The 21,026-nt window shown below is 72.2% G+C and carries 18 protein-coding genes; 8 read left to right on the top strand and 10 right to left on the bottom strand.

Annotation, left to right across the window (positions count from 1 at the left end; translation table 11 throughout):
• Positions 1-205: 205 nt before the first annotated feature.
• On the top strand, positions 206-1,159 hold the full coding sequence (locus ACZ4IF_RS27560) for a L,D-transpeptidase (RefSeq protein ID WP_359495515.1): 954 nt from the start codon (positions 206-208) through the stop codon (positions 1,157-1,159).
• A gap of 28 nt (positions 1,160-1,187) precedes the next feature.
• On the opposite strand, the gene ACZ4IF_RS27555 is transcribed toward ACZ4IF_RS27560, so the two are convergent.
• Both ACZ4IF_RS27555 and ACZ4IF_RS27550 read right to left on the bottom strand, forming a co-directional pair.
• Positions 1,188-2,069 carry a diacylglycerol kinase family protein gene (locus tag ACZ4IF_RS27555; protein WP_467567490.1) on the bottom strand — a complete coding sequence of 294 codons (882 nt, stop codon included), beginning with the start codon at positions 2,067-2,069 and terminating at the stop codon, positions 1,188-1,190.
• Between the two features lie 81 nt (positions 2,070-2,150).
• Positions 2,151-3,743, bottom strand: coding sequence for an FAD-binding oxidoreductase (locus ACZ4IF_RS27550; RefSeq protein ID WP_467567488.1), 1,593 nt, complete (start codon positions 3,741-3,743; stop codon positions 2,151-2,153).
• Positions 3,744-3,818: 75 nt separating this feature from the next.
• Here ACZ4IF_RS27550 and ACZ4IF_RS27545 point away from each other — a divergent pair, with 75 nt between their 5' ends.
• From ACZ4IF_RS27545 to ACZ4IF_RS27530, 4 genes are all read left to right on the top strand, one after another.
• On the top strand, positions 3,819-4,418 hold the full coding sequence (locus ACZ4IF_RS27545) for a TetR/AcrR family transcriptional regulator (RefSeq protein ID WP_467567486.1): 600 nt from the start codon (positions 3,819-3,821) through the stop codon (positions 4,416-4,418).
• The gene (locus ACZ4IF_RS27540; protein WP_467567484.1) at positions 4,415-6,013 is read left to right on the top strand and encodes a glycerol-3-phosphate dehydrogenase/oxidase; all 1,599 of its coding nucleotides are present in this window, start codon (positions 4,415-4,417) and stop codon (positions 6,011-6,013) included. Before ACZ4IF_RS27545 ends, ACZ4IF_RS27540 begins: the two co-directional genes overlap by 4 nt.
• A 180-nt stretch (positions 6,014-6,193) precedes the next feature.
• On the top strand, positions 6,194-7,471 hold the full coding sequence (locus ACZ4IF_RS27535; protein ID WP_467567482.1) for an LmeA family phospholipid-binding protein: 1,278 nt from the start codon (positions 6,194-6,196) through the stop codon (positions 7,469-7,471).
• Positions 7,472-7,570: 99 nt separating this feature from the next.
• Complete coding sequence (locus tag ACZ4IF_RS27530) at positions 7,571-8,257, top strand: hypothetical protein (RefSeq protein WP_467567480.1); 687 nt, start codon at positions 7,571-7,573, stop codon at positions 8,255-8,257.
• A 126-nt stretch (positions 8,258-8,383) separates the two neighbouring features.
• Here the strand turns inward: ACZ4IF_RS27530 and ACZ4IF_RS27525 are convergent, their stop codons facing one another.
• A complete protein-coding gene (locus ACZ4IF_RS27525) occupies positions 8,384-8,857 on the bottom strand; it encodes a carboxymuconolactone decarboxylase family protein (RefSeq protein WP_359495531.1) in 474 nt (157 codons plus the stop codon).
• A 278-nt stretch (positions 8,858-9,135) separates the two neighbouring features.
• On the opposite strand from ACZ4IF_RS27525, the gene ACZ4IF_RS27520 reads away from it, so the two are divergent.
• The gene (locus ACZ4IF_RS27520) at positions 9,136-9,978 is read left to right on the top strand and encodes a hypothetical protein (protein ID WP_467567477.1); all 843 of its coding nucleotides are present in this window, start codon (positions 9,136-9,138) and stop codon (positions 9,976-9,978) included.
• 42 nt (positions 9,979-10,020) lie between these two features.
• Here the strand turns inward: ACZ4IF_RS27520 and ACZ4IF_RS27515 are convergent, their stop codons facing one another.
• The 4 genes from ACZ4IF_RS27515 to ACZ4IF_RS27500 all read right to left on the bottom strand — a co-directional run bounded on the left by ACZ4IF_RS27515 (position 10,021) and on the right by ACZ4IF_RS27500 (position 13,866).
• The gene (locus ACZ4IF_RS27515; RefSeq protein WP_467567475.1) at positions 10,021-11,283 is read right to left on the bottom strand and encodes an MFS transporter; all 1,263 of its coding nucleotides are present in this window, start codon (positions 11,281-11,283) and stop codon (positions 10,021-10,023) included.
• Between the two features lie 37 nt (positions 11,284-11,320).
• Complete coding sequence (locus ACZ4IF_RS27510; protein ID WP_467567472.1) at positions 11,321-11,959, bottom strand: ArsR/SmtB family transcription factor; 639 nt, start codon at positions 11,957-11,959, stop codon at positions 11,321-11,323.
• Positions 11,960-12,112: 153 nt separating this feature from the next.
• Positions 12,113-13,216 carry a sensor histidine kinase gene (locus tag ACZ4IF_RS27505; RefSeq protein WP_467567470.1) on the bottom strand — a complete coding sequence of 368 codons (1,104 nt, stop codon included), beginning with the start codon at positions 13,214-13,216 and terminating at the stop codon, positions 12,113-12,115.
• A complete protein-coding gene (locus ACZ4IF_RS27500; RefSeq protein ID WP_467567468.1) occupies positions 13,213-13,866 on the bottom strand; it encodes a response regulator in 654 nt (217 codons plus the stop codon). Before ACZ4IF_RS27500 ends, ACZ4IF_RS27505 begins: the two co-directional genes overlap by 4 nt.
• Before the next feature lie 173 nt (positions 13,867-14,039).
• On the opposite strand from ACZ4IF_RS27500, the gene ACZ4IF_RS27495 reads away from it, so the two are divergent.
• Both ACZ4IF_RS27495 and ACZ4IF_RS27490 read left to right on the top strand, forming a co-directional pair.
• On the top strand, positions 14,040-15,266 hold the full coding sequence (locus tag ACZ4IF_RS27495; protein WP_467567466.1) for a DUF418 domain-containing protein: 1,227 nt from the start codon (positions 14,040-14,042) through the stop codon (positions 15,264-15,266).
• A 59-nt stretch (positions 15,267-15,325) separates the two neighbouring features.
• Positions 15,326-15,970: a histidine phosphatase family protein gene (locus ACZ4IF_RS27490; protein ID WP_467567464.1), complete on the top strand. Its 645-nt coding sequence runs from the start codon at positions 15,326-15,328 to the stop codon at positions 15,968-15,970.
• Positions 15,971-16,381: 411 nt separating this feature from the next.
• On the opposite strand, the gene ACZ4IF_RS27485 is transcribed toward ACZ4IF_RS27490, so the two are convergent.
• Genes ACZ4IF_RS27485 through ACZ4IF_RS27475 form a run of 3 tightly spaced genes read right to left on the bottom strand, consistent with a single transcriptional unit; the run spans position 16,382 to position 20,947 of the window.
• Positions 16,382-17,749, bottom strand: a complete 1,368-nt coding sequence (locus ACZ4IF_RS27485) for an extracellular solute-binding protein (RefSeq protein ID WP_467567763.1) — start codon at positions 17,747-17,749, stop codon at positions 16,382-16,384.
• A 47-nt stretch (positions 17,750-17,796) separates the two neighbouring features.
• Complete coding sequence (locus ACZ4IF_RS27480; protein ID WP_467567462.1) at positions 17,797-20,565, bottom strand: VWA domain-containing protein; 2,769 nt, start codon at positions 20,563-20,565, stop codon at positions 17,797-17,799.
• A gap of 4 nt (positions 20,566-20,569) precedes the next feature.
• The gene (locus ACZ4IF_RS27475; protein ID WP_345655922.1) at positions 20,570-20,947 is read right to left on the bottom strand and encodes a hypothetical protein; all 378 of its coding nucleotides are present in this window, start codon (positions 20,945-20,947) and stop codon (positions 20,570-20,572) included.
• Between the last annotated feature and the right edge of the window lie 79 nt (positions 20,948-21,026).

Genomic DNA, 21,026 nt, shown 5'->3' with positions numbered 1-21,026 from the left:
ACGGCGACGTGAAGGTGCCGCCGGTGTGCGGAGGACGTTGCTCGGGGGGTGCGACCCCGGCGCCCGTTCCCCTCTCGGGCCAATTCTTGAATCGTGCTTTGCATTCGGAGCTGCAACCGCGGGCAAGCGCTCACTGTCCAACAGAACGTTGAGGTCGGTACGATCACGAGCCGGGGTAAGCGTGAAGCGACGTAGCGGTATAGCGATGGCACTCGTCATGGCCGGAGTGCTGGCGGGCACCAGTGCCTGTGGCGGGGGCGAGCCGAAGGCCGGTTCCGGTGGCGGCAAGGGCGCGTCCGGGAAGCCCACCGCCACCGCGAGTCCGTCCCCGTCGAAGCCCGCCGGGCCGCCGATGCTGCTGGAGACGATCACACCGCAGACCGGCAGTACGGTCGGCGTCGCGATGCCGATCTCGGTGATCTTCACCAACCCGGTGGCCCAGAAGGCCCGGGCCGACATCGAGAAGCACATGAAGGTGACCTCCTCCCAGCCGATGACGGGTGCGTGGCACTGGTTCGGTGACCGGCGCGCCGACTGGCGGCCCAAGTCCTACTGGGCCGCGGGCACCAAGGTGCGGATCGACGCCGACCTGAAGGGTGTCACCAACGGCAACGGCCGCTACGGCACGCACTCCTACGTGCACGACTTCACCGTCGGTGACGACGTCAGGGCGGACGTCTCCGCCACCGGTCACACCATGAAGGTCACGAAGAACGGCAAGCCCGTACGCACCTTGTCGATCAACGCGGGCAGCACCCAATACCCCACGTGGAACGGCACCATGGCGGTGATCGACAAGCAGAAGAAGGTCCACATGACCTCGTGCAGCGTCGGCATCAGCTGCACCAAGGGCAGTCCCGACTACTACGACCTGACCCTTCCCTGGGACGTCCACCTGACCCAGTCCGGCACGTACGTGCACTACTCCACCGGCGACCCCAACCCGGGCAGCGGCAGCGCCCGGGGATCGCACGGCTGCGTCCACCTGTCCCTGTCGGATGCCAAGTGGTTCTACGGCCAGGTCAAGCAGGGCGACCCGATCACGGTCACGGGCTCACCGCGCGCCAAGGCCCCGGCGGACAACGGCTACGCCTCGTTCAACCTGAGCTGGGAGCAGTGGCTGGCGGGGAGCGCGGCAGGTCCCGTCCAGGCGGGCTGAGCCCGACGGATCACGGACGGCGTGGCGGTCAGGCCAGTACGGTCAGATCGCCCGGCCGCACTCGTGCCGTGACGGGGAGGACGGCCTCGACCTCGCCGTCGGCCCCGTAGGGCACCGGCCGGTCGGCCTCGATGCGGATCTCCCGGCCCCGCAGGATCTCCACCTCGGGCCGATCGATGTGGCTGCCGGTCTTGAGCTCGTTCATCAGGGCGAAGAACAGGCGACGCGGGGCCTCCCGGATCATGACGACGTCCAGCACGCCGTCGTCCACCCGGGCGGCCGGGGCGATGATGCGTCCGGAGCCGTAGTAGGCGGAGTTGGCGGCCACGACGGTGTAGCCGCGGTGGAGGTGTTCCTGTCCGTCGACGGTGACCCGGTAGGAGGCCGGACGCCAGCTCGTGACCGCGCGCAGGCCGCCCGCGTAGTAGGAGGCGGCCCCGCGCAGTACGCGCGCCTGGTTGGCGTGTCGGTTGGCGAGCGCGTCGACGCCCGCGTACACGCTGCCGAGGACCACGGTGCGCGGGTGCACGGCCGACTCCACCTCGATCGTGTCCACCTGACGTGGTTCGTTCTCGAGCAGGACGCGCGCCAGGTCCGCGGCGTCGGTGGGCAGTCGGAGGGCGCGGGCGAAGTCGTTGCCGCGGCCGGCCGGCACCAGGCCCAGGACGGTGCCCGTTCCGCTGAGGGCACCGCCGATGCCGCCCGCCATCCCGTCGCCGCCGACGGCGAGCACCACCCGTCCCTGTTCCCCGGCGCGGCGCGCGAGGTCCTGGGCGTGCGACAGGCTGCGGCTGTACTCGGTCTCCAGCCCGGCTCCGGCCTCCCGCAGCAGTCGGGCGACCTGGAGCAGCGCAGCCGCCCCGGTGGAGCCGCCCGCTGTGGGATTGACGACGGCGGTGAACTGTCGCATCGGTGTGCCTCCGGACGGTGACGGGTGGATCGGAGCGGGGGACGGGCGGGGCTTCGGTGAGCGAACGGCGCTGGGACCCGGTCAGTCGACGGGCAGCAGGATCCCGGGGCTGAGGAGACCGTCGGGGTCGAGCCGCCGTTTGACGGCACGCAGGGCCTCGACGCCGAGCGTCCCGGCCTCGCGGACGTACCAGTCGCGGTGGTCGGTGCCCACGCCGTGGTGGTGGGTGATCGTGCCGCCCGCGTTCAGCACGGCCTCGTTCGCGGCCCGCTTGGCCGGCTCCCAGTGGGCCACGGCGTCGTCGCCCTGCGCCGAGACCACGGTGAAGTACAGCGAGGCGCCGTTCTCGTAGACGTGCGAGATGTGGCACATGACCAGGGGAGGGGTCCCCGCGGCGGTGAGGGTTTCGGTCAGGGCGGTGCGGACGGCCGCGTACAGCTCCGGGATCCGGGACCAGAACGTCGCGGTCTCCAGCGTCTCGGCGAAGGCGCCGGCGTCGAGCAGGGAGTCCCGGAGGTACGGCGCCGAATAGCGGCCGTGGGCCCAGCGTTCGCCCGGCTCGGCGCCCAGGTAGGTGCCCCCGGCGGCGCGCAGGACCTCGGCGGCGCGCTCGCGGCGGTACGTCGTGTCCTCCTCGGTCCCCTCGTATCCGGCGATCGCCATGCAGCCGGCGCTCGAAGGGACCTCGGTCGCGCCGATGGCGTCGGGCTGGGCGAGTCCGATGAAGGTCTCGGTCTCGTCGGACAGCCGCAGCACCGTGGGGCGCGGACCGTCCTGGGCGAGGCGGCGCAGGGCGGTGGCGCCCTCCTCGAAGGAGGCGAAGCGCCAGCCTTCGTAGACGCGGGTGTGCGGTACCGGGCGGACCCGGACCGTGACGGCGGTGATCACTCCGAAGGCGCCCTCGGAGCCGAGGATCAGCTGCCGGAGGTCGGGGCCGGCCGCCGAGCGCGGCGCGCGGCCGACGTCGAGGGTGCCCTCGGGCGTGGCGAGGGTCAGGCCGAGGACCATCTCGTCGAACCGGCCGTATCCGGCGGAGGCCTGTCCGCTGGAACGGGCCGCGGCGAATCCGCCGATGGTGGCCCACTCGTAGGACTGGGGGAAGTGCCCGAGCGTGAACCCGTACTCGGCGAGGAGAGCCTCCGCGTCGGGGGCGCGCAGCCCCGGTTGCAGTGTCGCGGTGCGCGAGACGGGGTCGATGTCGAGCAGGCCGTTCATACGGCGCAGGTCGAGCGCGACGAAGGAGCGCCGCTCGGGGGCCAGGCCGCCGACGACGGAGGTGCCGCCGCCGAACGGGACGAGCGCGAGGCCGTGTTCGGCGCACACCCGCAGGACGGCGACGACGTCGTCGTGGGAGGCGGGCAGGACCACGGCGGCGGGGGCGTCCTCGACGTCACCGGCGCGGATCCGCAGCAGATCGGGCGTGGACTTGCCACGGGTGTGCCTGATCCGGCTCTCCGCGTCGGTGCGCACGTGGGCCTCACCGCCGACGGCGTCCGCCAGCGCCTTCGACACGGCGGGATCCAGCGGGGACTCCGGGACGGAGATCTCGTCGAGAGTGGGTGCGTCGGTGTCCCGCGGCTTGACGCCGAGCAGGTCCCGCAGCAGTCCGGTCACCGAGTCGGGCAGCGGGGCTGCCTTGGCGGGGTCGCCCCAGCCACTCCACAGCATGTCCATGAACGGTTGTCCTCATCGGTCGGTTCGCGACGTGCCGTCTCCCGCACGGCCGCTCAGGGCGTTACACTGTTACACATGACGCCTATTCGTCACAACCACTCGGACAGCGATCCCGTTCTCGACGCCGTGCGCGACTGCGTGCTGGCCGTCGGAGTCCGGCGCACCACCCTGACCGACGTGGCCCGCCGCGCCGGCGTCTCGCGCATGACGCTCTACCGCCGCTGGCCCGACGTACGGTCACTCGTCGGCGATCTGATGACCCGTGAGTGGATCGACGTGGCCACCGAGGCCATGCCGCGACGCCGGCCGGACCGGGAGATGCGCGGGCTGATCGTGGACGGCCTGGTGACCGGAGCCGCCGCCTTCCGCGACCACCCGCTCTTCCGCAAGATCATCGACGTCGACCCCGAACTGCTGCTGCCCTACGTACTGGACCGCCGCGGAGCCAGCCAGGACGCACTCCTCGGCCTGCTCGCCGAAGCCCTGCGCGAAGGCCACGCCGACGGATCGGTGCGGCAGGTCCCGGTGACGCGGCAGGCCCGCTCGGTGCTGCTCGTCGTGCAGTCCTTCACCTTGTCCCTGCGGACCATGACCGACGAGGACGATCCCGAACTGACCGGCACCGCCTTCCTCGGCGAACTGCGCACCCTTCTGGAGAGGACCCTCGCCCCATGAGCCCCACAAGCAGTGCGTCCCCCTCGACCGCCCCGGCCCCCGGCTCGTCGCTCAATGCCACCCGCCGCCGTCGTGAACTCGCCGAGGCCGTGAACGGCGACATGGTGGACGTACTGGTCGTCGGGCTCGGCGCCACCGGCGCCGGGGTCGCCCTGGACGCCGCCGCGCGCGGCCTCAGCGTCGTCGCGGTCGACGCGCACGACCTCGCCTTCGGCACCTCGCGCTGGAGCTCCAAGCTCATCCACGGGGGGCTGCGTTATCTGGCCTCCGCGCAACTCGACGTCGCCCACGAGAGCGCGGTCGAACGCGGTGTCCTGATGGAGCGCACCGCCCCGCACCTGGTGCGCGCCCAGCCCTTCGTACTGCCTCTGACGCCCCTGGTGTCACGCGGTCAGGCATCCCTGGCCTGGGCCGGCTTCCGGGCGGGCGACACCCTGCGGCTGGCGGCCCGCACCTCACGCGCCACCCTGCCCGCACCGCGCCGCCTGTCCGCGGTCGAGGCCCGGCACCTGGCGCCCTCGGTACGCCCGGACGGCCTGCGTGGCGGCCTCCTGTCCTGGGACGGCCGGGTGACCGACGACGCCCGCCTGGTCACCGCCCTCGCCCGCACCGCCGCCGCACACGGCGCGAAGATCCTCACCAGGGTCAGGGTGCTGGAAGCCGGCGGGAGCGGCGCCCGCGTCCGCGACGAACTCACCGGAGAACAGGGCGAGATCAGGGCCCGAGCCGTCATCAACGCCTCCGGCGTATGGGCGGGCGACCTCGTCGACGGCATCCGGATCCGCCCCTCGCGCGGCACTCATCTGGTCCTGCGCGCCGACCTGTTCGGCCCCCTTCCGGCCGGCCTGCACATACCGATCCCCGGAGAGACCAACCGGTTCGTCCTCGTCCTGCCCCAGGGCGACGGACGCGTCTACGTCGGCCTCACCGACGAACCCGTCGACGGGGAGATCCCGGACGTGCCCGAAGTGCCCGAGTCGGACATCGGTTTCCTGCTGGACGTCCTGGGCTCCGCGCTGGACGTCCCCGTGCGGCGCCACGACGTCGTGGGGGCCTTCGCGGGACTGCGCCCCCTGCTGGACGCCGAGCCGACGCGGTCGGGGGAGGAGACCCGCACCTCCGACATCTCACGCCGGCACGCGGTCCTGACCTCGGGCGCGGGCGTGATCACCGTGGTCGGCGGGAAGCTGACCACCTATCGGCGCATGGCGCAGGACGCCGTCGACACCGCCGTCGAGGCCCGCCGCCTCCGCGTCGGCGCCTCGACCACCGCGTCCCTGCCGCTCGTCGGAGCGGCCGCCCCCGACCGGCTCGGCGCGCTGCCCGCACCCGGCCACCTGATCCGGCGCTACGGCACCGAGGCCCCCGCCGTCCACGCCCTCGCCGCACGCGACCCCCGTCTGGACGATCCCGTGCTGCCCGGCCACCCCGTCACGCGCGCCGCCCTGCTGTGGGCCGCGTTGCACGAGGGCGCCCTGGACGAGGGCGACCTGCTCGACCGGCGCACCCGGATCGGCCTGGTGCCGCAGGACCGCACGGCAGCCTCGGCCGCGGCCCGGGAAGCGCTCGACGCGGCCGCCACCCAGCCGGCCTGACGCCCCGTGTCCCCACGCCACGGACGCGGGCGGCGGTGCGCACCGACCGGTGCCGGGCCGCCCGCGCCCCGCGGGATCGATCTGCACGGTCCTGTGAGTGTGACCGTCAACTCACCTGTTTCAGGCCGGATTTCAGCGAGGACTTGCACTCCTGGCGCCGATATATGATCAAATTTGCTGATGCGTACCCCCCACCACATAGACACGCATCGCTCCGGCCGTTCACCGGCGCCCGGTGAACACCACGTCCCGTCAGACGGGACGCCGCCCTCCGAGGTTCCCCTCGGCCGCAATCCCTACGACGAACTGGCTGCCTTGGCGGACCCACCGCACGACGGCCTGCGGACCGCGCACGACCGGTCGGAAGGAGAGCCGTCCGACGACGAGGAACCCTGGTCACCGCCCAACCACCGGCGGGGCAGCCGCCGTCGCAACCGTGCCACCGGACTGCCCACCGTCTTCAAGTGCGCGGTCTGGCTCCTCACCGTGACCTGCCTGGTCACACTCGCCGATCGCTGGGCCGCCCTCTACGCGGAGCACAAGGCCTCGCAGAAGCTCAAGGACCAGCTGGACCTCGCCGCGGCCCCGGAGGTCAGCATCGGCGGCTTCCCCTTCCTCACCCAACTCGCCGCCCAGCGGCTGGATTCGGTCAGCGTCACCGTCCCCGACGTCGCCGCCCGCCGGGTCACGCTGACCCGGATCACCGCCACCGCGCGCGACGTACGCATCGACGGCGACGGCCCCACCTCGATACGCGGCGCGCTCGTGCGGCAACTGCGCGGCCGGGTCCAGCTCTCCTTCGCCGACATGAACCGTGAACTCGGTGCCTCCCAGGTGTCGTTCTCCTCCAACGGGGCCGACCGTGTCCTGGCCCGCGGTGCCCTCCCCGTCGCAGGACACGACCTGCGGGTACGGGCCGACGCGCACATACGGCGCGAGGGCGACCGGGGCATCGCCCTGTCCGTCGACGGCATGCGACTCGACATCGGTCACCTGGCCACCTACCGGCCCGGCACCCGCGCCTCGGAAGGGCTCCATCTGACGCCCGCTTCCGCGCGCCGGCTCACCCGCGAGGGCGAGAAGATCCGGGCCTTCCTCTCCGTTCCCGCGATCGTGCACCGCCTTGGGGTGCCCGACTCCGTCGTGCAGGCCGCACTGCGCGACGACGACAAGCTCCACCGGCTGACCGGCGCGCCCCACTTCGTCCACGACCTGATGAGCCTCAACCTGGTCGACGTGGCACTGGCCCACCCCGGCCTCCTGAAGCGGGTGGGGCTCGACCCGTCCCTGCTGACCGCGCTGACGCGGCTCACCCGCCCCGAGATCGCGGACCGCTTCTCCTTCTCCTTCCAGCTGCCGAAGCCGCGATCGGGGGACGTGCGCCTGCTCGACGTGGCGGTGGAGAAGGACGGCATCCGTGCCGACGTCACGGGGACGGGGCTGCTGGTCGGACACTGAGCCGTCCGGAGGTCCGGAGGCGAAGGAACTCCGACCGGGTGCAACAGGGCCGGGACACGGCCCTGTTGCCCGCCGCCCGCCGTGAACGACAATGCCCCCATGGAGCGACGAGGGAGCGGGGGCGGCGTGGACCGGGATCTCACACGGGCGTGGTGGTGGGGAGTCGTTCTCACCGCACTGGTACTCGGTGTGCTGCGGCTGACGGCCGCATACGGCGGTGACGTACTGTCCGTGCTGACGCTGGCGTTCCTCACGAGCATCACCGGCGTGGTTCCCGCACACGCTCTCACCTTCGCGTGGCTGGCGAGAGGCCGTCGTCGCGTCCCCGGTTGGACCGCCTGTCTCGCTGCCGCCGCACTGGTGTCGGCCGCCCTCTCACTGCTGGCCTCGATGGTTCTCATGGGCCTGCCCCACGGGGCGGAGTCCGCACTGTCCTGGACGGACACACGACGGCGCACGACCTGGATCGCCGGCGTTCTCGTCCCTGCCGCGGTCGGCACGTATGCGGTGATCGGCCTCGGCCACCGGCTTCGGACACGAGCCGCCGACCGCGCTCGGCCCGAAGCGCGCGGCGCCGCCGACCTTGTCGGCGTCGAGCGTCCGCGGTCCGAGGGGGGCGGTGCTGAGCGACCGCGGTCCGGGCTCGGCGGTGCTGAGCGTCTGCAGCCCGGGGTGACCGGCGCCGAGCACCCGCGCCCGCAAGTGCGTCCGGGCGAGCGCCCCGGACCCCAGGCCGGTCCCGCCGACCGGTCCCGGCTCTCCAAGCGTGGTGGCCTGCACCGTTGACCCGGCCGTGTGCTGCCTCGGAGTCCGGCTGCCGAGCCCGCCTCCCGCATGTGTCACCTGATGGGCGGCGAGCCCGGCCCGGGGCGCGGACCGGGCTCGCCGACTCCTGCCGTGACGACGGTGGTGTCAGCCGAACATCCCGGGCTGGTAGTCGCCGGCGGGCTGCTGGACCATCACGTTCAGGCGGTTGAAGGCGTTGATGACGGCGATGATCGACACCAGGGCGACGAGCTGCTCCTCGTCGTAGTACTTGGCGGCATTCGCCCAGGCCTCGTCCGTGACCCCGCCGGCCGCGTCCGCGATACGGGTGCCCTGCTCCGCCAGCTCCAGAGCCGCGCGCTCCGCATCGGTGAACACGGTCGCCTCCCGCCAGGCCGCGACCAGGCCGAGGCGTACCGAGGTCTCACCGGCGTGGGCGGCGTCCTTGGTGTGCATGTCGGTGCAGAAGCTGCAGCCGTTGATCTGGCTGGCGCGGAGTTTCACCAGTTCCTGGGTCGAGGCCGGCAGCGTCGAGTCCGCGATCACCTTGCCCGCCGAGGTGAAGTGCTTCAGGGCCTTGGCGGCGAGCGGGCTGTCGAAGAGGTTCAGACGGGCTTCCATGATGCACTCCTTGCCGTGGTGGGCGATACGCCTCTATGACGGGCCGACTCGGCGAGATGTGACATCGGTGTGTGTGACGCCCGTCTCCCCACGCGGACGCCGGTTCTGCCAGGGCCGCCTCAGGACCGCAGCGGACCCGAACCGCCGTCGCGGGACGGACGTCGGCCGCGCGAAGCGGGTCTTGTGCTGCCGGGGTCCGGAGAAGGCGACGCCGCCCGGTGGACCATCGGCGGCGTTTCGCAGGCGGGGCGGCATCGCAGGCGATCTACGCTCGGCCCGTGGGACAACCCGAGCAACGCGCCGAGGGCGCGGGACCGTTCACCACCCGGCTCACCTGGCACCTTCCCGGCGGCGGCACCGCCGTGTGGGAGTCACGGCTCGCCCGGCGGCGGGGCGTCATGGCCGTCCGTCCGCCCGGCGCACCCACGAGCCGGCACACCAGCGCCGACGAGACCGGGCTCCGCCGTCTGCGCAGGCTCAACGCCACCGCCGCGATCGCCTTCATCATCGGCGGCGCCCTCTTCGCGGCCGGTGCCGGTGTCGCCCAGGTCGGCTCCGGCGACGCCACCACCAGCGCCTCGATCTACTTCGCCGGCGGACTCTTCTTCAACACCGGCGGCTACGTCTCCCTGCTCCAAGTGGTCAACGCTCCCCGCCACGTGCCCGGCGGCGAAGGACGACTCGTCACCCACGGCTGGCGCTGGTGGAGTTACGAGCCGGGCCGGGTCGACTGGCTGAGCACGTTCGTCCTCTTCGCCGGCACCCTGGTGTTCGGCGTCAACCTGCTGGACTCCTTCCTCCACGGGCTGAGCGTGCGGCAGATGAACCGGCTGATCTGGACCCCGGACGTGATCGGTTGCCTACTCTTCCTGATCTCCGGTCACCTCGCCTTCGCCGAGATCTGCCACGGCCGGATCTGCTTCCGCCGCCGCAGTCTCGGCTGGTGGATCGTCGCCGTGAACCAGCTCGGCTCCGTCCTCTTCATGATCTCGGCGCTCGCCGCCTACACCCGCCCCGCCACCGGCAGCCTGATCAACGCCGACATCGCCAACTGGGGCACCTTCACCGGAGCCCTGTGCTTCTCCGTCGGCGGCTTCCTCCAGCTCTGCGAACGCCCGTGAGCCGGGACGGCGATCGGCGGCAGCTGGATGCGGAGCGGGCGGTCACGGTCTGCGTCTGCGTACGGGGAGCGGGACCAGGCGGCGTGAGGCGGTCCCACCGCCGGTGGTGACGGCTGCTCCGGCCGTGCTCGCGGCCCGGGCGGCCGGCACCGCGCCGTGGCGCTGTTCCGGTCGCGTGGTCAAGTAGAGCGTGGCGAGGGCGAGCACGCCGGCGACGAGGTAGCACAGGTCGCGGTAATGGAGCACGGATATCAGTGCGGCTCCGGTGGCGATGCCCAGCGATTGCCCGCCGCTGACGAGGAAGTTGTCGACTCCCGCGACCCTGCCCATCAGTTCGTTCGGTGTGTTGAGCTGCATCGCGGTGACGGCGCCGACTGTGACGAACGGCAGGCCGAGCCCCAGCAGCGCGGAGCCGGAGACGACGACGGCGTCGTCGGGTACGGCCAGGACCAGTGCGCTCACGCCGGTGACGGCGAGTCCCGTGGCGGTGAGCCGGCCCGGCCCGAGGCGTTCGACGAGGCCTCCGGCCGAGAGCCCCCCGATGACGCCGGTGATGCCCATGGCCGTGACGACGACGCCGGCCCAGGACGGTGAGTGATGCAGCCCAGTGGTGACGATCGCGATCCCCAGCGTCTCGAAGAAGCCCATGACGAAGATTCCCGCGGTCAACGTGATGGTCAGCTGACGCAGGACGGGTGTCCTGGCGAGAAACGCGAAGCCGGCAGCGGTCTCCCGCGTCCAGTGCTTCCCGGAAGGGGAGGGCCTGTCCTCGTCGACGTCGATGAGGATCCAGCAGGCCACGCCGACCGCGAACGAGGCCGCGTCCAGGAGCGCCACGGCCTTGCCGCCGTACAGGGCGAGCAGTCCCACGCCGAGCGCCGGAGTGATCAGGCGCTGGCCCTGCGACAGTGCCTGCGAGAGTCCGTTCGCCGGGCCCAGCAGTTCCTTGGGCACCAGCTTCGGCAGCAGCGCGGCCGTCGCCGATCCGGAGATCGTGCCGGAGAGACCGTAGAGGAACATGACGGCGTAGATCATCCAGACCTGGTCGGCGCGGTGGACCAGGGTGAGCGACAGCACCAGCAGGCCGGTCACCGAGTTGGTGACCAGGATGAGGGGCTTGCGGCGGACCCGGTCGACGACCAGCCCCGTCAGCGGTGAGAGCAGAGTCCCCGCGCTGAGGAAGAAGAGGCACAGGCCCGCCATCGAGGTCGAGCCCGTCAGCTCCTTGACCCAGATTCCGGCGGCCAGCCAGAGCGCGTGGTCGCCGATCTGGCTGAGGCTGTTGCCGAGAAAGTACAGACGCATGCGCGGTGTCTTCAGCAATTCGCCCATGTCGTGGCCGTCACGCTTCCGGATCGGTGGGGGCGAGGGTCTCGAACGGATGCGTGAAGACCAGCATTTCGAAGGGGACCGATCCCTCGGGGCGGAGCGCCGGATCGGTGAGGCGGTCCGCGAACCGCATCAGGATGTCCGTGATCCCGGCCTGAGCCTCCTGGACTTCCGCGGCCGTGCCGAAGACGACGAACTGGCTGCTGTCACTGACGGCGCGCACGTCGGCGGGGTACTGCTCGCGGTGGCTCTCGTAGTGGCGCATCCGGCCCAGCCATCGGTCGAGCAGCACCTCGCCGAGGGCACGCGCTGCATGGCTCACGGTCGGGTCCGGAGCGCCGACGTCGAACCGTATGCCGGTGTTGCCGAGTTTCCACGGCCGCTCCCGGCCGCTCCGGCCCTCCGCCTCGACGACGTACCCGTGCTTCGCCAGCGTCCGCAGATGGTAGGAGACGTTCGGGACGCTGCCACCGACGATCCGCGCCGCTCCGGTGGCGGTGAGGGGGCCGCTCACCGCCACCGCCTCCAGCAGCGCGACCCGTGTCGGGTGTGCCAGTGCGCGCAGCGCTCGCGCGTCCGTGACCTTCGGGGCAGCGGAGTACGAGGCGTCCGGGTCCGCCGCCGGTGCCTGCTCACGGTCTGCATCGCTCATGCACGGGACTCTAGACGCGAAACAACACTTTCGAAAGAAGTATTGCGAAAGACTTGTTGCGTGATGGGGAGAGCGGCCGCAGTCCGTGGATCCGCACCGGCGCGACGGCTCCGGGCGTGCGGCGCCCTGCGGGCCGGGGCGATCAGGCGCTCATCACACCGCGCTGTCCGCCGGAAGCCGCAGGCTCAGTTCGTAGCCGCCGTCGGGTGTCGGGCCGGAGGTGACCACGCCGCCGAGGAGTGCGGCACGCTGGTTCAGACCGATCAGGCCGTAGTGCGCGCTGGGCAGGGGGAGGGCGGGACGGGTCGGCGCGGAGTTGGTGACCGTGACCTGCACGGCGCCCCCTTCGGTGGCCATGCGCACCGTCGCGTCGGCGCCCGGGGCGTGCTTGCGGACGTTCGTCAGAGCCTCCTGGACCGTGCGGTAGATGGCACGCTGCACGGGCGGCGAAAGGCCTTCGGGCAGGTCCATGTGCAGCTCGGCCTCGATGCCGCTGTTGTCGACCAGCTGCCGCAGATCGGCCAGCGACGGCTGCGGCGTCAGCTCCGTCGGACGGCCCTCCGAGGCGCGCAGGACGCTGACCATGTGGCGCAGTTCGTCCAGGGTCTGGACGCTCAGCCGCCGGATGGTGATCGCGGCCTCCCTCGCCTCGTCGTCCCGCGCGCCGACCTGGAGCGCTCCGGCCCGCACCGCGATCAGGCTGACCTGGTGCGAGACGACGTCATGCATCTCCCGGGCGAGCTGGGCCCGTTCCCGGGCCAGCACGGTCTGGTCGGTCAGCATCCGCTCGTGGTCGCGTGCCTCGGAGATCTCGGCGATCCGCAGCGAGAGGTCGCGCCGGGTCTGGACGAGCTGGCCCAGGAAGACCGCCGCGCCCGCGGTGCCGCCGGTGTAACCGAAAGTGACCAGCGTCGACGGCTCCGACAGATCCAGGTGCGGGTTCGGCCACGAGGTCAGGTCGCTGACGGTGAACGCCACCGCGCACACGGCCAGCAGGACACGGCGTCGGCTGTGCGAGGAGAGCGTGTACAGCGCGGCCAGCGCGGAGAAGACCGCGTCGGAGAACAGGACCGCCGGCATCGTGAGCAGGAACGTGAGAAACGGCCACCGGCGCCGCAGCAGCAGGGAGAAGGCAGCGACCAGTGCGCACGCCATGCGCAGCGGCTCGGTGCTGTCGAAATGCGCCCAGACGTCGATCAGCGACACCGCGACGAGCGTGGCGTCCGCCAGGGGTGACTGCCAGCGGCGGGAGGTCATTCCCGTTCCTTCTTCAGGAGGCCGGCCTGCTGGGCGAGCAGGGCGGCCTGCACCCGGCCGCCCACCTCCAGCTTGGTGAGGATCGCGCTCACATGGTCCTTCACCGTGCCCGTGCTCAAGTGCATGCGTCCGGCGATGTCGGCGTTGGACAGCCCCTCGGCGATGAGTACGAGCACATCGCGCTCGCGGTCCGTGAGCCGGTCGAGACAGTGGGTCGCGGCGCCGGGGGAGGCGGCCTCCAGATAACTGTCCACGACGGCCCGGGTGACCTTCGACGACAGCACGGTGCCGCCGTCGGCCAGCGTCCGCACCAGGAACGGCAGCTCCTCGGGGTCGGTGTCCTTGAGCAGGAATCCGGCGGCACCCGAGCGGAGGGCCGCTTCCACGTACTCGTCCATGTCGAACGTGGTGAGCATGGCCACCACCGGAGGATCCGGCTGCCGGCGCAGCGCGGCCAGGACGGTCAGGCCGTCCACGTCCGGCATCCGGATGTCGAGCAGTACGACGTCGGGCCGTACCTCCTCGGCCGTGCGGACCGCGTCGCCGCCGGGTACCGCCGCGACGACCTCGATACCGCTCGCGGCGTCGAGAATCCGCTGGAAGCCCGTCCGGATCAGGGCTTCGTCGTCGACCACCAGTACCCGGATCACCTGTGCTCCACTCGCCGCGGGACCACTGTCCGATTCGTACCACGGCGGGGGACGCTCCGCCCGGCGCCCCGCGCCGGACGGTCCGCGGACAGAGCCTGGCCAGCCAATCGGCGGGGTGGTTGCGGACACCTGCCGGATGGTTTTCGCCCACGCGGTCACGAACTGTGGAACTCATGAGGCATGGCGTATCCGAAGCCGTCCCGTACGCGGCGCCGCTCACGGAGGGTCCCTCCTTCGGCACCCCGTCCACGGGACGCCTGATCGGCCTGGACCTGGCACGCGGTCTGGCGATCTTCGGCATGTTCGCCGCCCATGTGGGACCCGCCCCTTCGGTGGGCGGCCCGCTGGGATGGGCGATGGAGGTCTCCCACGGCCGGTCGTCCGCGCTGTTCGCCCTCCTCGCGGGGTTCACCCTGGTCCTGCTCACGGGCCGCCCGCGGCCGCGGACCGGGCGACCGGGCCGACAGGCCGTGGGACGGGTGCTGATCCGGGCCACCGTGCTGATGGCCGTGGGCTACGCACTCACGGCCATGGACACGTCGGTCGACGTGATCCTCGCCAGCTACGGACTGCTCTTCATCCTCGTCCTCCCGCTGCACCGGCTGCGACCCACCACCCTGGCCGTCCTGGCCGCGGGGGCGGCGCTGGTCATGCCACAGGTCCTGTTCCTGCTGCGCATCGCGGTCGACGGCGGCAGCTGGGCCGACACGGTCGTGGCGGCCGATCCGCTGGCCCGCCTCACCGACACGGACGGGTTCCTGGAACTCTTCGTCACCGGCGAGTACCCGGTCCTGACGTGGCTCCCGTTCATCCTGGCCGGCATGGCCCTGGCCAAGGTCGACCTCACCCGGCCCCGGGCACTCGCCACGACGGCCCGGTGCGGCGCCGCACTGGCCGTCGTCGGCTACGGAGGATCGTGGCTGGCCATGCACCTCGTGCCGGGCGCGCAGGCCGCGGTGAGCGCGGCCACCGACGGCGGACCGGCCGCATCGGCCTGGTGGTCCGACGCGGTCGGCGACGACCCCACGACCGGTGCTCCCGCCTGGCTTCTGGTGGGCGCGCCGCACAGCCAGACCACCTGGTCGATCCTCGGCAACACGGGCGTCGCCCTGTGCGTGCTCGCCGCCTGCCTCATGGCCGCGGAGTACGCCGGTGCGCGGCGGGCGGTCACCCCGTTCGTCGCGGTCGGCTCCATCTCCCTGACCGTGTACGTCGGCCACATCATCGCCATCAAGACCCTGGGCACCGACGACATGCCGGACGCCGCTGCCCTGCCGGTCCTCCTCGGCTTCATCGCAGTCGCCATGTTGCTGGCCGTGGCCTGGACCCGACGCTTCCGGCGAGGACCCCTGGAGTACATGCTCTACGCCGCCACCACACCCGCGCGCCTGATCCACTAGCCCGTGTGCGGGTGCACGCCGTCCGGCGCCATGCCGGGCCGATCAAGGAGGACAGCCCCATGACGGTCAGCCTGACATTCGTGTGTGCGACTGACGGGGACGCGACCCGGGCCCTGAGCGGTCAGTCCCCCTGCCTGACCGCCCTGCGCGGGGCAGGCGGCGCCGCACCGGCGTCTCCCGCCTACTCACTGGCTGTCCGGGGACCCTCGGCCCGCTGCGCGCGCACCGCCGACGCACTGGGCCTGGAGGCGACCCCGGAGCCCGCGCTGCGCGACTTCGACCGCGGCGCCTGGGACGGCTACTCCGTGGCCGACGTGACGGCCAAGGACCCCTACCGGTACTCCGTGTGGTTCACGGACCCGGATGCCGCCCCGCACGGCGGCGAGTCCATACGACAGATATGCCGGCGGACCGGGAACTGGCTGAGCGGCCTGCCACCCCACCCGGGACGGGCGGTGGCCGTCACCGAGCCGTCCGTCGTGCGGGCCGCCCTCGTCCACGCCCTGTCGGCTCCGATGCGGGCCTTCTGGCACTTCGACCTGCCACCGCTGTCCGCGGTCACGCTGACGAGACGTGACGGTCACTGGCGCGTGCACCCCGGCTGCGTCATCCTCGGACGCTCCGGCCGCTGGCTCGTTCCGCCCGAGGCACCCCCGGGCCCGCGCGTTCCCGAACTCGTCAGGGCCGCACACGGCGGCATGTGACGAGCCTCTGCACGAACCCGGTCGGAGAGCGGCCGACCGGGTTCCGCACGTCGGCACTCGACAGGCGCCGCGGACGGCGCCTCCGCGCCCAGGGGGCGACTGCGGATGACGCCTCGGCGTCAGCGGCTGCGGATGGCGCTGGTGGTGAAGAACCCGGTGGCTGCGGCGGCGATGAGAGCGCAGACGGCGAACAGCGTGGTGCGGCGCATGGGATGTCCTCTCTGAAGGTGCATGGCTGAGCACGGTGCACAACGCCGGTCGTGCCCGCCGGGGTTCGCCGTGGCCGCGTACTCCACCTGCTTGGACGCGGCCGCTCGTGGTCCTCGGCCCGCGCTTCACGTGCCGGCGCCACGGCGGGAGCGGACGCCTCCGCCGCGGAGGGTGCGACCGACGCCGCCCGCGACGGCTCGGTCAGCCGTCCGGCAGGACACCCCGGAGCGCCTTGTCCAGTTCCGTGGCCAGGTCGCCGTCGCTCGGCGGGTCGTCGCTGAGGAGCTTGCCGAGCTCGGTCGTGAAGATCTGGGTGAAGGCGCCGTAGAGCGGGGTGCGCGGGCGCGACACGGCCCGCGCGAGGCCCGGGAGAAGGGTGGTGCGGGCGTACGCGGGCCGTCCGTCGGCGTCGCGCGGCATCCGGTCGGTGCTCTCGGCCGACGACGAGGGCGAGGGACCGGCGGTCGCGGCTCCCGAGGGCCGTGCGGACCGGCACGTCACGTCACTGTCCTGGTAGGCGGACTTCCGCGTGGCGGCGAACCCCGCGTCGAGCAGACAGCGTTCGCTCTCCGGGCCGGTCAGGAATCCGATCAGATCGCGTGCCGCGTCCACCTGCCCGGACGAGTGCGTGACCGCGAGGTTCTGTCCGCCGAGCACCGCCGTGCCGGGCAGCGGGGCCACGCCGAGCTGCTTCGTGCTCAGCGACTGGTGGAGGGTGCGATAGGCGTACGGCCAGTGGCGCAGGAACGCGGTCCGCCCGTCGGCGAAGTCGGTGAGCGACTCGGCCTCGTCGGAGCGGAGGGCGTCCTTGAGCAGGTACGGACCCTGGGTGCGGGTGCGCAGTTCCGCCAGCCCCTTCTCCAGGTCCTCCACGGAGGCGGTGTACCGGCCGTCCTCGTCGGTGAGGGTGACGCCGTCCGGGGCGGACGCGAACGCCTCGACACCGTTGACCGTGCGGCCCTCGTACGCGCCGAACTGCGAGGTCCAGCCCTTCTCGTAGGCGCTCGGCCGGTCCTTGCCCCGCTTCTCGTCGACCGCGCCGATCAGCGCCTTCAGCTGTGTCCAGTCGAGTCCCTCGCTCAGGTCGGTGTTCTGGACGCCGGCCCTCTCCAGATAGTCGCGTCGGTAGTAGAGCAGCCCGACGTCGCTGTTGAACGGCATCGCGTAGACCTTGCCGTCCCACCGCGCCGTGCGGGCCACGGACTTGATGACGTCCCCGTCGACCATGGTCTCGGGCAGCGTGCGGATCAGTCCCGCGTCGGCGAACTCCGGCACCCATGTGACGTCGAGGTTGATCACGTCGTACTGCGCGCTGTCGGACTGGAGCGCGCCCAGGAGCTGGCTGCGCTGCTGGTCCGCGGAGCCCGGGAGTTCCACCAGCCGGGCGTGACGGCCCGTGTGCAGCCGGTCCTGTCGTGCGTTCCACGCGTCGACGAGCTGCTGGCGGATGCCGCCCTTGCCGGTCACGTCCCGGCCGCTCGCGACGACGATGTCGCCGGAGCCGCCGGGAGCGACCGTCGTGCCCGACGGCGCGGCCGTGCCACCGCCGGTGCAGGCGGCGCAGGCCATGAGCAGAGCGGCGAGCACCCACCTCGCCGCGGGTGTCCGTGATGGCCTCACTCGTCCCCCGTCCCGGTGCGCGCCACTTCGTCGCGCAGGCCCGCCACGAGGTCGGTCTTGGTGTCCAGACAGCGGCCGCCGCTCGCGTCCGAGACGCGCGCGTCCGGCTTGCCCCGGTCGCAGCCGCCGCTGTCGAGGGCCGCTATGACCACCGGAACCCCCTTGCCCCCGGCCGACTCGACGAGCCCGTCCAGCTTTCCGCCGGTGAGGTGGTTGTTGTCCTCGTCGTCGGTGACGTACACGATCAGCTGGGGCCGGTCGTCGTCCTTGCCCCGCCCGGCCATGTAGTCCAGGGCGGCCGTGAGTGCCGCGTACGGGTCGCTCTCGGTGTCCTGGACCGCCGCCGTGCGGTCGATGGTCCTCTCGGCGTCCGACCGACGGTGGCGGTCGAAGGGGAGCAGCGCGCGGGAGGGGCCGGCGCCGTGCGAGGCCACCGCCCATACGCCGTACTCGTCCCGGTCGCCGAGGCCGCCGAGCGACTGCTTCAGGATGCCGGGGGCGCCGCCCGGCCCCTCCCACAGCCCTCCCATGGAACCCGAGCTGTCCAGCAGGAAGAGGACCCGGCCGGGGCCGTTGGCGCTCCGGTAGCGCTTCAGTGCCGTCGTCATCGCGTCCGCGGCGGCGGGGGCCGGCAGCGTACCGGGGTGCGCGAGCGTTCCCGCCTCCGTGTCGGGTGCGGCGAGGAAGTCGTGGGCGCCGGAGACCGCGCGGAAGCCGTCCTGGCCGAAGACGTCCAGACCGCCGCCGGGCTTCCCGCCGTGACCGCCGCCCTGCGTGAGCCAGCCGCGGAAGCGGTCGACGGCCTCGTCACGGGCCGCCTTGTCACGGTCCGCGTCCTCCCAGCGGACGCGGACGAACGTGGGGTCCAACGCCGGTACGTCCGTGGGGTACTCGGCCATCCGCCGGCTGCGCGTCGGCCGGTCGCAGCCGACCCCGCTGACCATGAGGAACTCGGGCACGAGCGCGGCCGTGCGGTCGTCGACGGCACGGTCGTCGGGCAGCGTGCACAGCAGGTCGGAGCCCGTGTGCGAGGGCGGCCCCGGCTGCGCCACGCTTCCCTCCGCCCGGCTGACGCCGTCCGCTTCCGGGCCGTAGAGGCCGACGGTCGCCAGCAACGCCGAGTCCGTGAACTCCGGGTCCGTGCGCCGCACGTCGGCGTCCTCCTGCCGCTGGACGAGCTTCTTCCTGAGCACGGCGAGCGAACCCCCGGTCCGGTCGTCCACCGAGTCCTCGGCGATGTTCTGCGGCACGGCCAGCACCATCGGGGAGTACGCGAAGGGGCCGTGCGACTCCAGCGTCAGATAGGTGCGCGGTGGCTCGACCGGCTGCGCCCGGGCCACGCTCGCCGACGACGCGGGGATCCAGATGTCGGGCTGCGGCCCGATGTCGCGTTGCGGGTCGAGGTCGTCGCTGACGGGGCGCTGCCACGGGTCCGACTGGTCACGGAAACCCGTCACGGCGTCCGTGGCGCCCGCGCTGTACACCGTGATGCCGCTGCGGCGGCAACCGGCCGACGTGGTGTTCGCCGGGGACGTCAGATAGGCGTCCGCGGCGGTGCGGACGGTGGACTCGATGTCCGGGTCGGTGAGCAGGCGCAGTTCGAGGGGCGGCCCGCAGGACGACTGGTCGGGGCCGGAACCGGCGGAGGCCAGATATCCGCCGAGGCCCGCGCCGACGAGGACGGTCGTGACCAGCGCCGTGCGGCGGGGCCTGCTCCGCAGCAGGCGCAGCGTCCGGCCGGCGGCGGACAGCGCGGCCGCGCCCCAGGACCGCGGACCGGACAACAGGCGCCGCCACCAAGGCGGTTCGGCGGCCTTCGGCGGATCCCCGGGGCGCGGCCGCGAGGGCGCCGAGGGCTGCCCCGGCGTGGGCGAGCCGGACGGCTCCTCCTGTTCGTCGCGGGACTCGGCGGTCTCCTTCGCGGTGTCGTCCGGTGGCTCCAGGGACGGCAGCGGGTGCACGGGAGGCGGCGGATCGTCCGGGAACGTCGCCGGGATCCCGGACGGAGCCCCGGCGGACGGGCGCGACAGCAGGACGTCCGTGTCGCCCCAGCGCTGCGGCTCCCACTGTTCGTTGCGAAGAGTCGTGTGGTCGGCGGACATCTGAGCGGTGAGCGCTTCCGACAGGTCCAGGAACCCGACGTCGGTGCCCCGGCCGTCGACGCCGTCTTCGAGAAGACGCACCAGCCGCGCCGTGAAGGGGGTGGGCGTGGCGTCGTCCCCCGCGTCGATCCGGTTGTTGGCCTGCACGCTCATCAGCACCGAGAAGCGGCGCTTGTCGGCGAGCGCCTCGCACACCTGGGCGGCGTTGCCCGCGTTGCAGCAGTCGAGGACGACGACCACATGCCGGGCCCGGCTCGTGGCGAGCACGGTCAGCACGCTGGAGAAGGGGTCGGCGCCCGGGAACACGGCCCGGCTGCCCGGCACGACGCGCGCGTTGCGCATCTGCAGCCACAGCTCGTCGCCCGCGCTGGGCACGGCCCCGTGACCGGCGAAATAGAAGAGGAGCAGCCCTTCGGCCTCGTCGGCGGCGATGCGCAGCGACTCGCTGAAGGCGTCCAGGTACGGCGACCGGGAGACGACGACCTCTCCCTTCCGGAAGACACCGCCGTGCGACAACGTCTCCTCCAGCAAGGAGATGTTGTGCGCCACGGCCGCGAGGTCGCCCGGCACTCCGTGCGGATCGTTCGGCCGAGTGGAGTCGTACGCGGACACGCCGACCAGCAGCGCCCGGTTCACCTCGCCGCGCGGCTCGAAGCGGGGCACCGGCCTACCTCTCGTCGAGATGCACCGGATCGACGTCGTAATCGGGCGGATCGCCGCTCTCCACGGAACGGCGGTTTTCGTACCAGGCCTTGACGCCCCTGCCCACCTGCTTGAACACGGTGTCGAACATGGACTGGGCGGCCGCCCCGGACAGCAGCATGAGGATCTCGATCGCGGCGCCCATCGGGGTGCCCTGTTCGTCCGTCCCCTGCTGGTCGCTCCCGGCGCTCTCCTGGATCCGCAGTTCCCCGCTTCTGACCAGTTCCTCCAGGGGTTTCTCCCGCTCCAGCCACTTCTTCAGAGCGCCGATGTCGCTCTGGCTCGCGGTCCCGTCCAGCCGGACGCGGATCGCACGGGTCACCACTCCATCCCCCTCAGTCATAACTCATCATCATGGCACGCCCATTGACGTCGGGGGAGGGCAACGGAGCCGCCGCGTCCGGCTGCCCGGCGTGTCGGGG

This window comes from Streptomyces sp. NPDC025784 (assembly GCF_055558435.1).
This window is presented reverse-complemented; position numbering and strand designations above follow the sequence as displayed.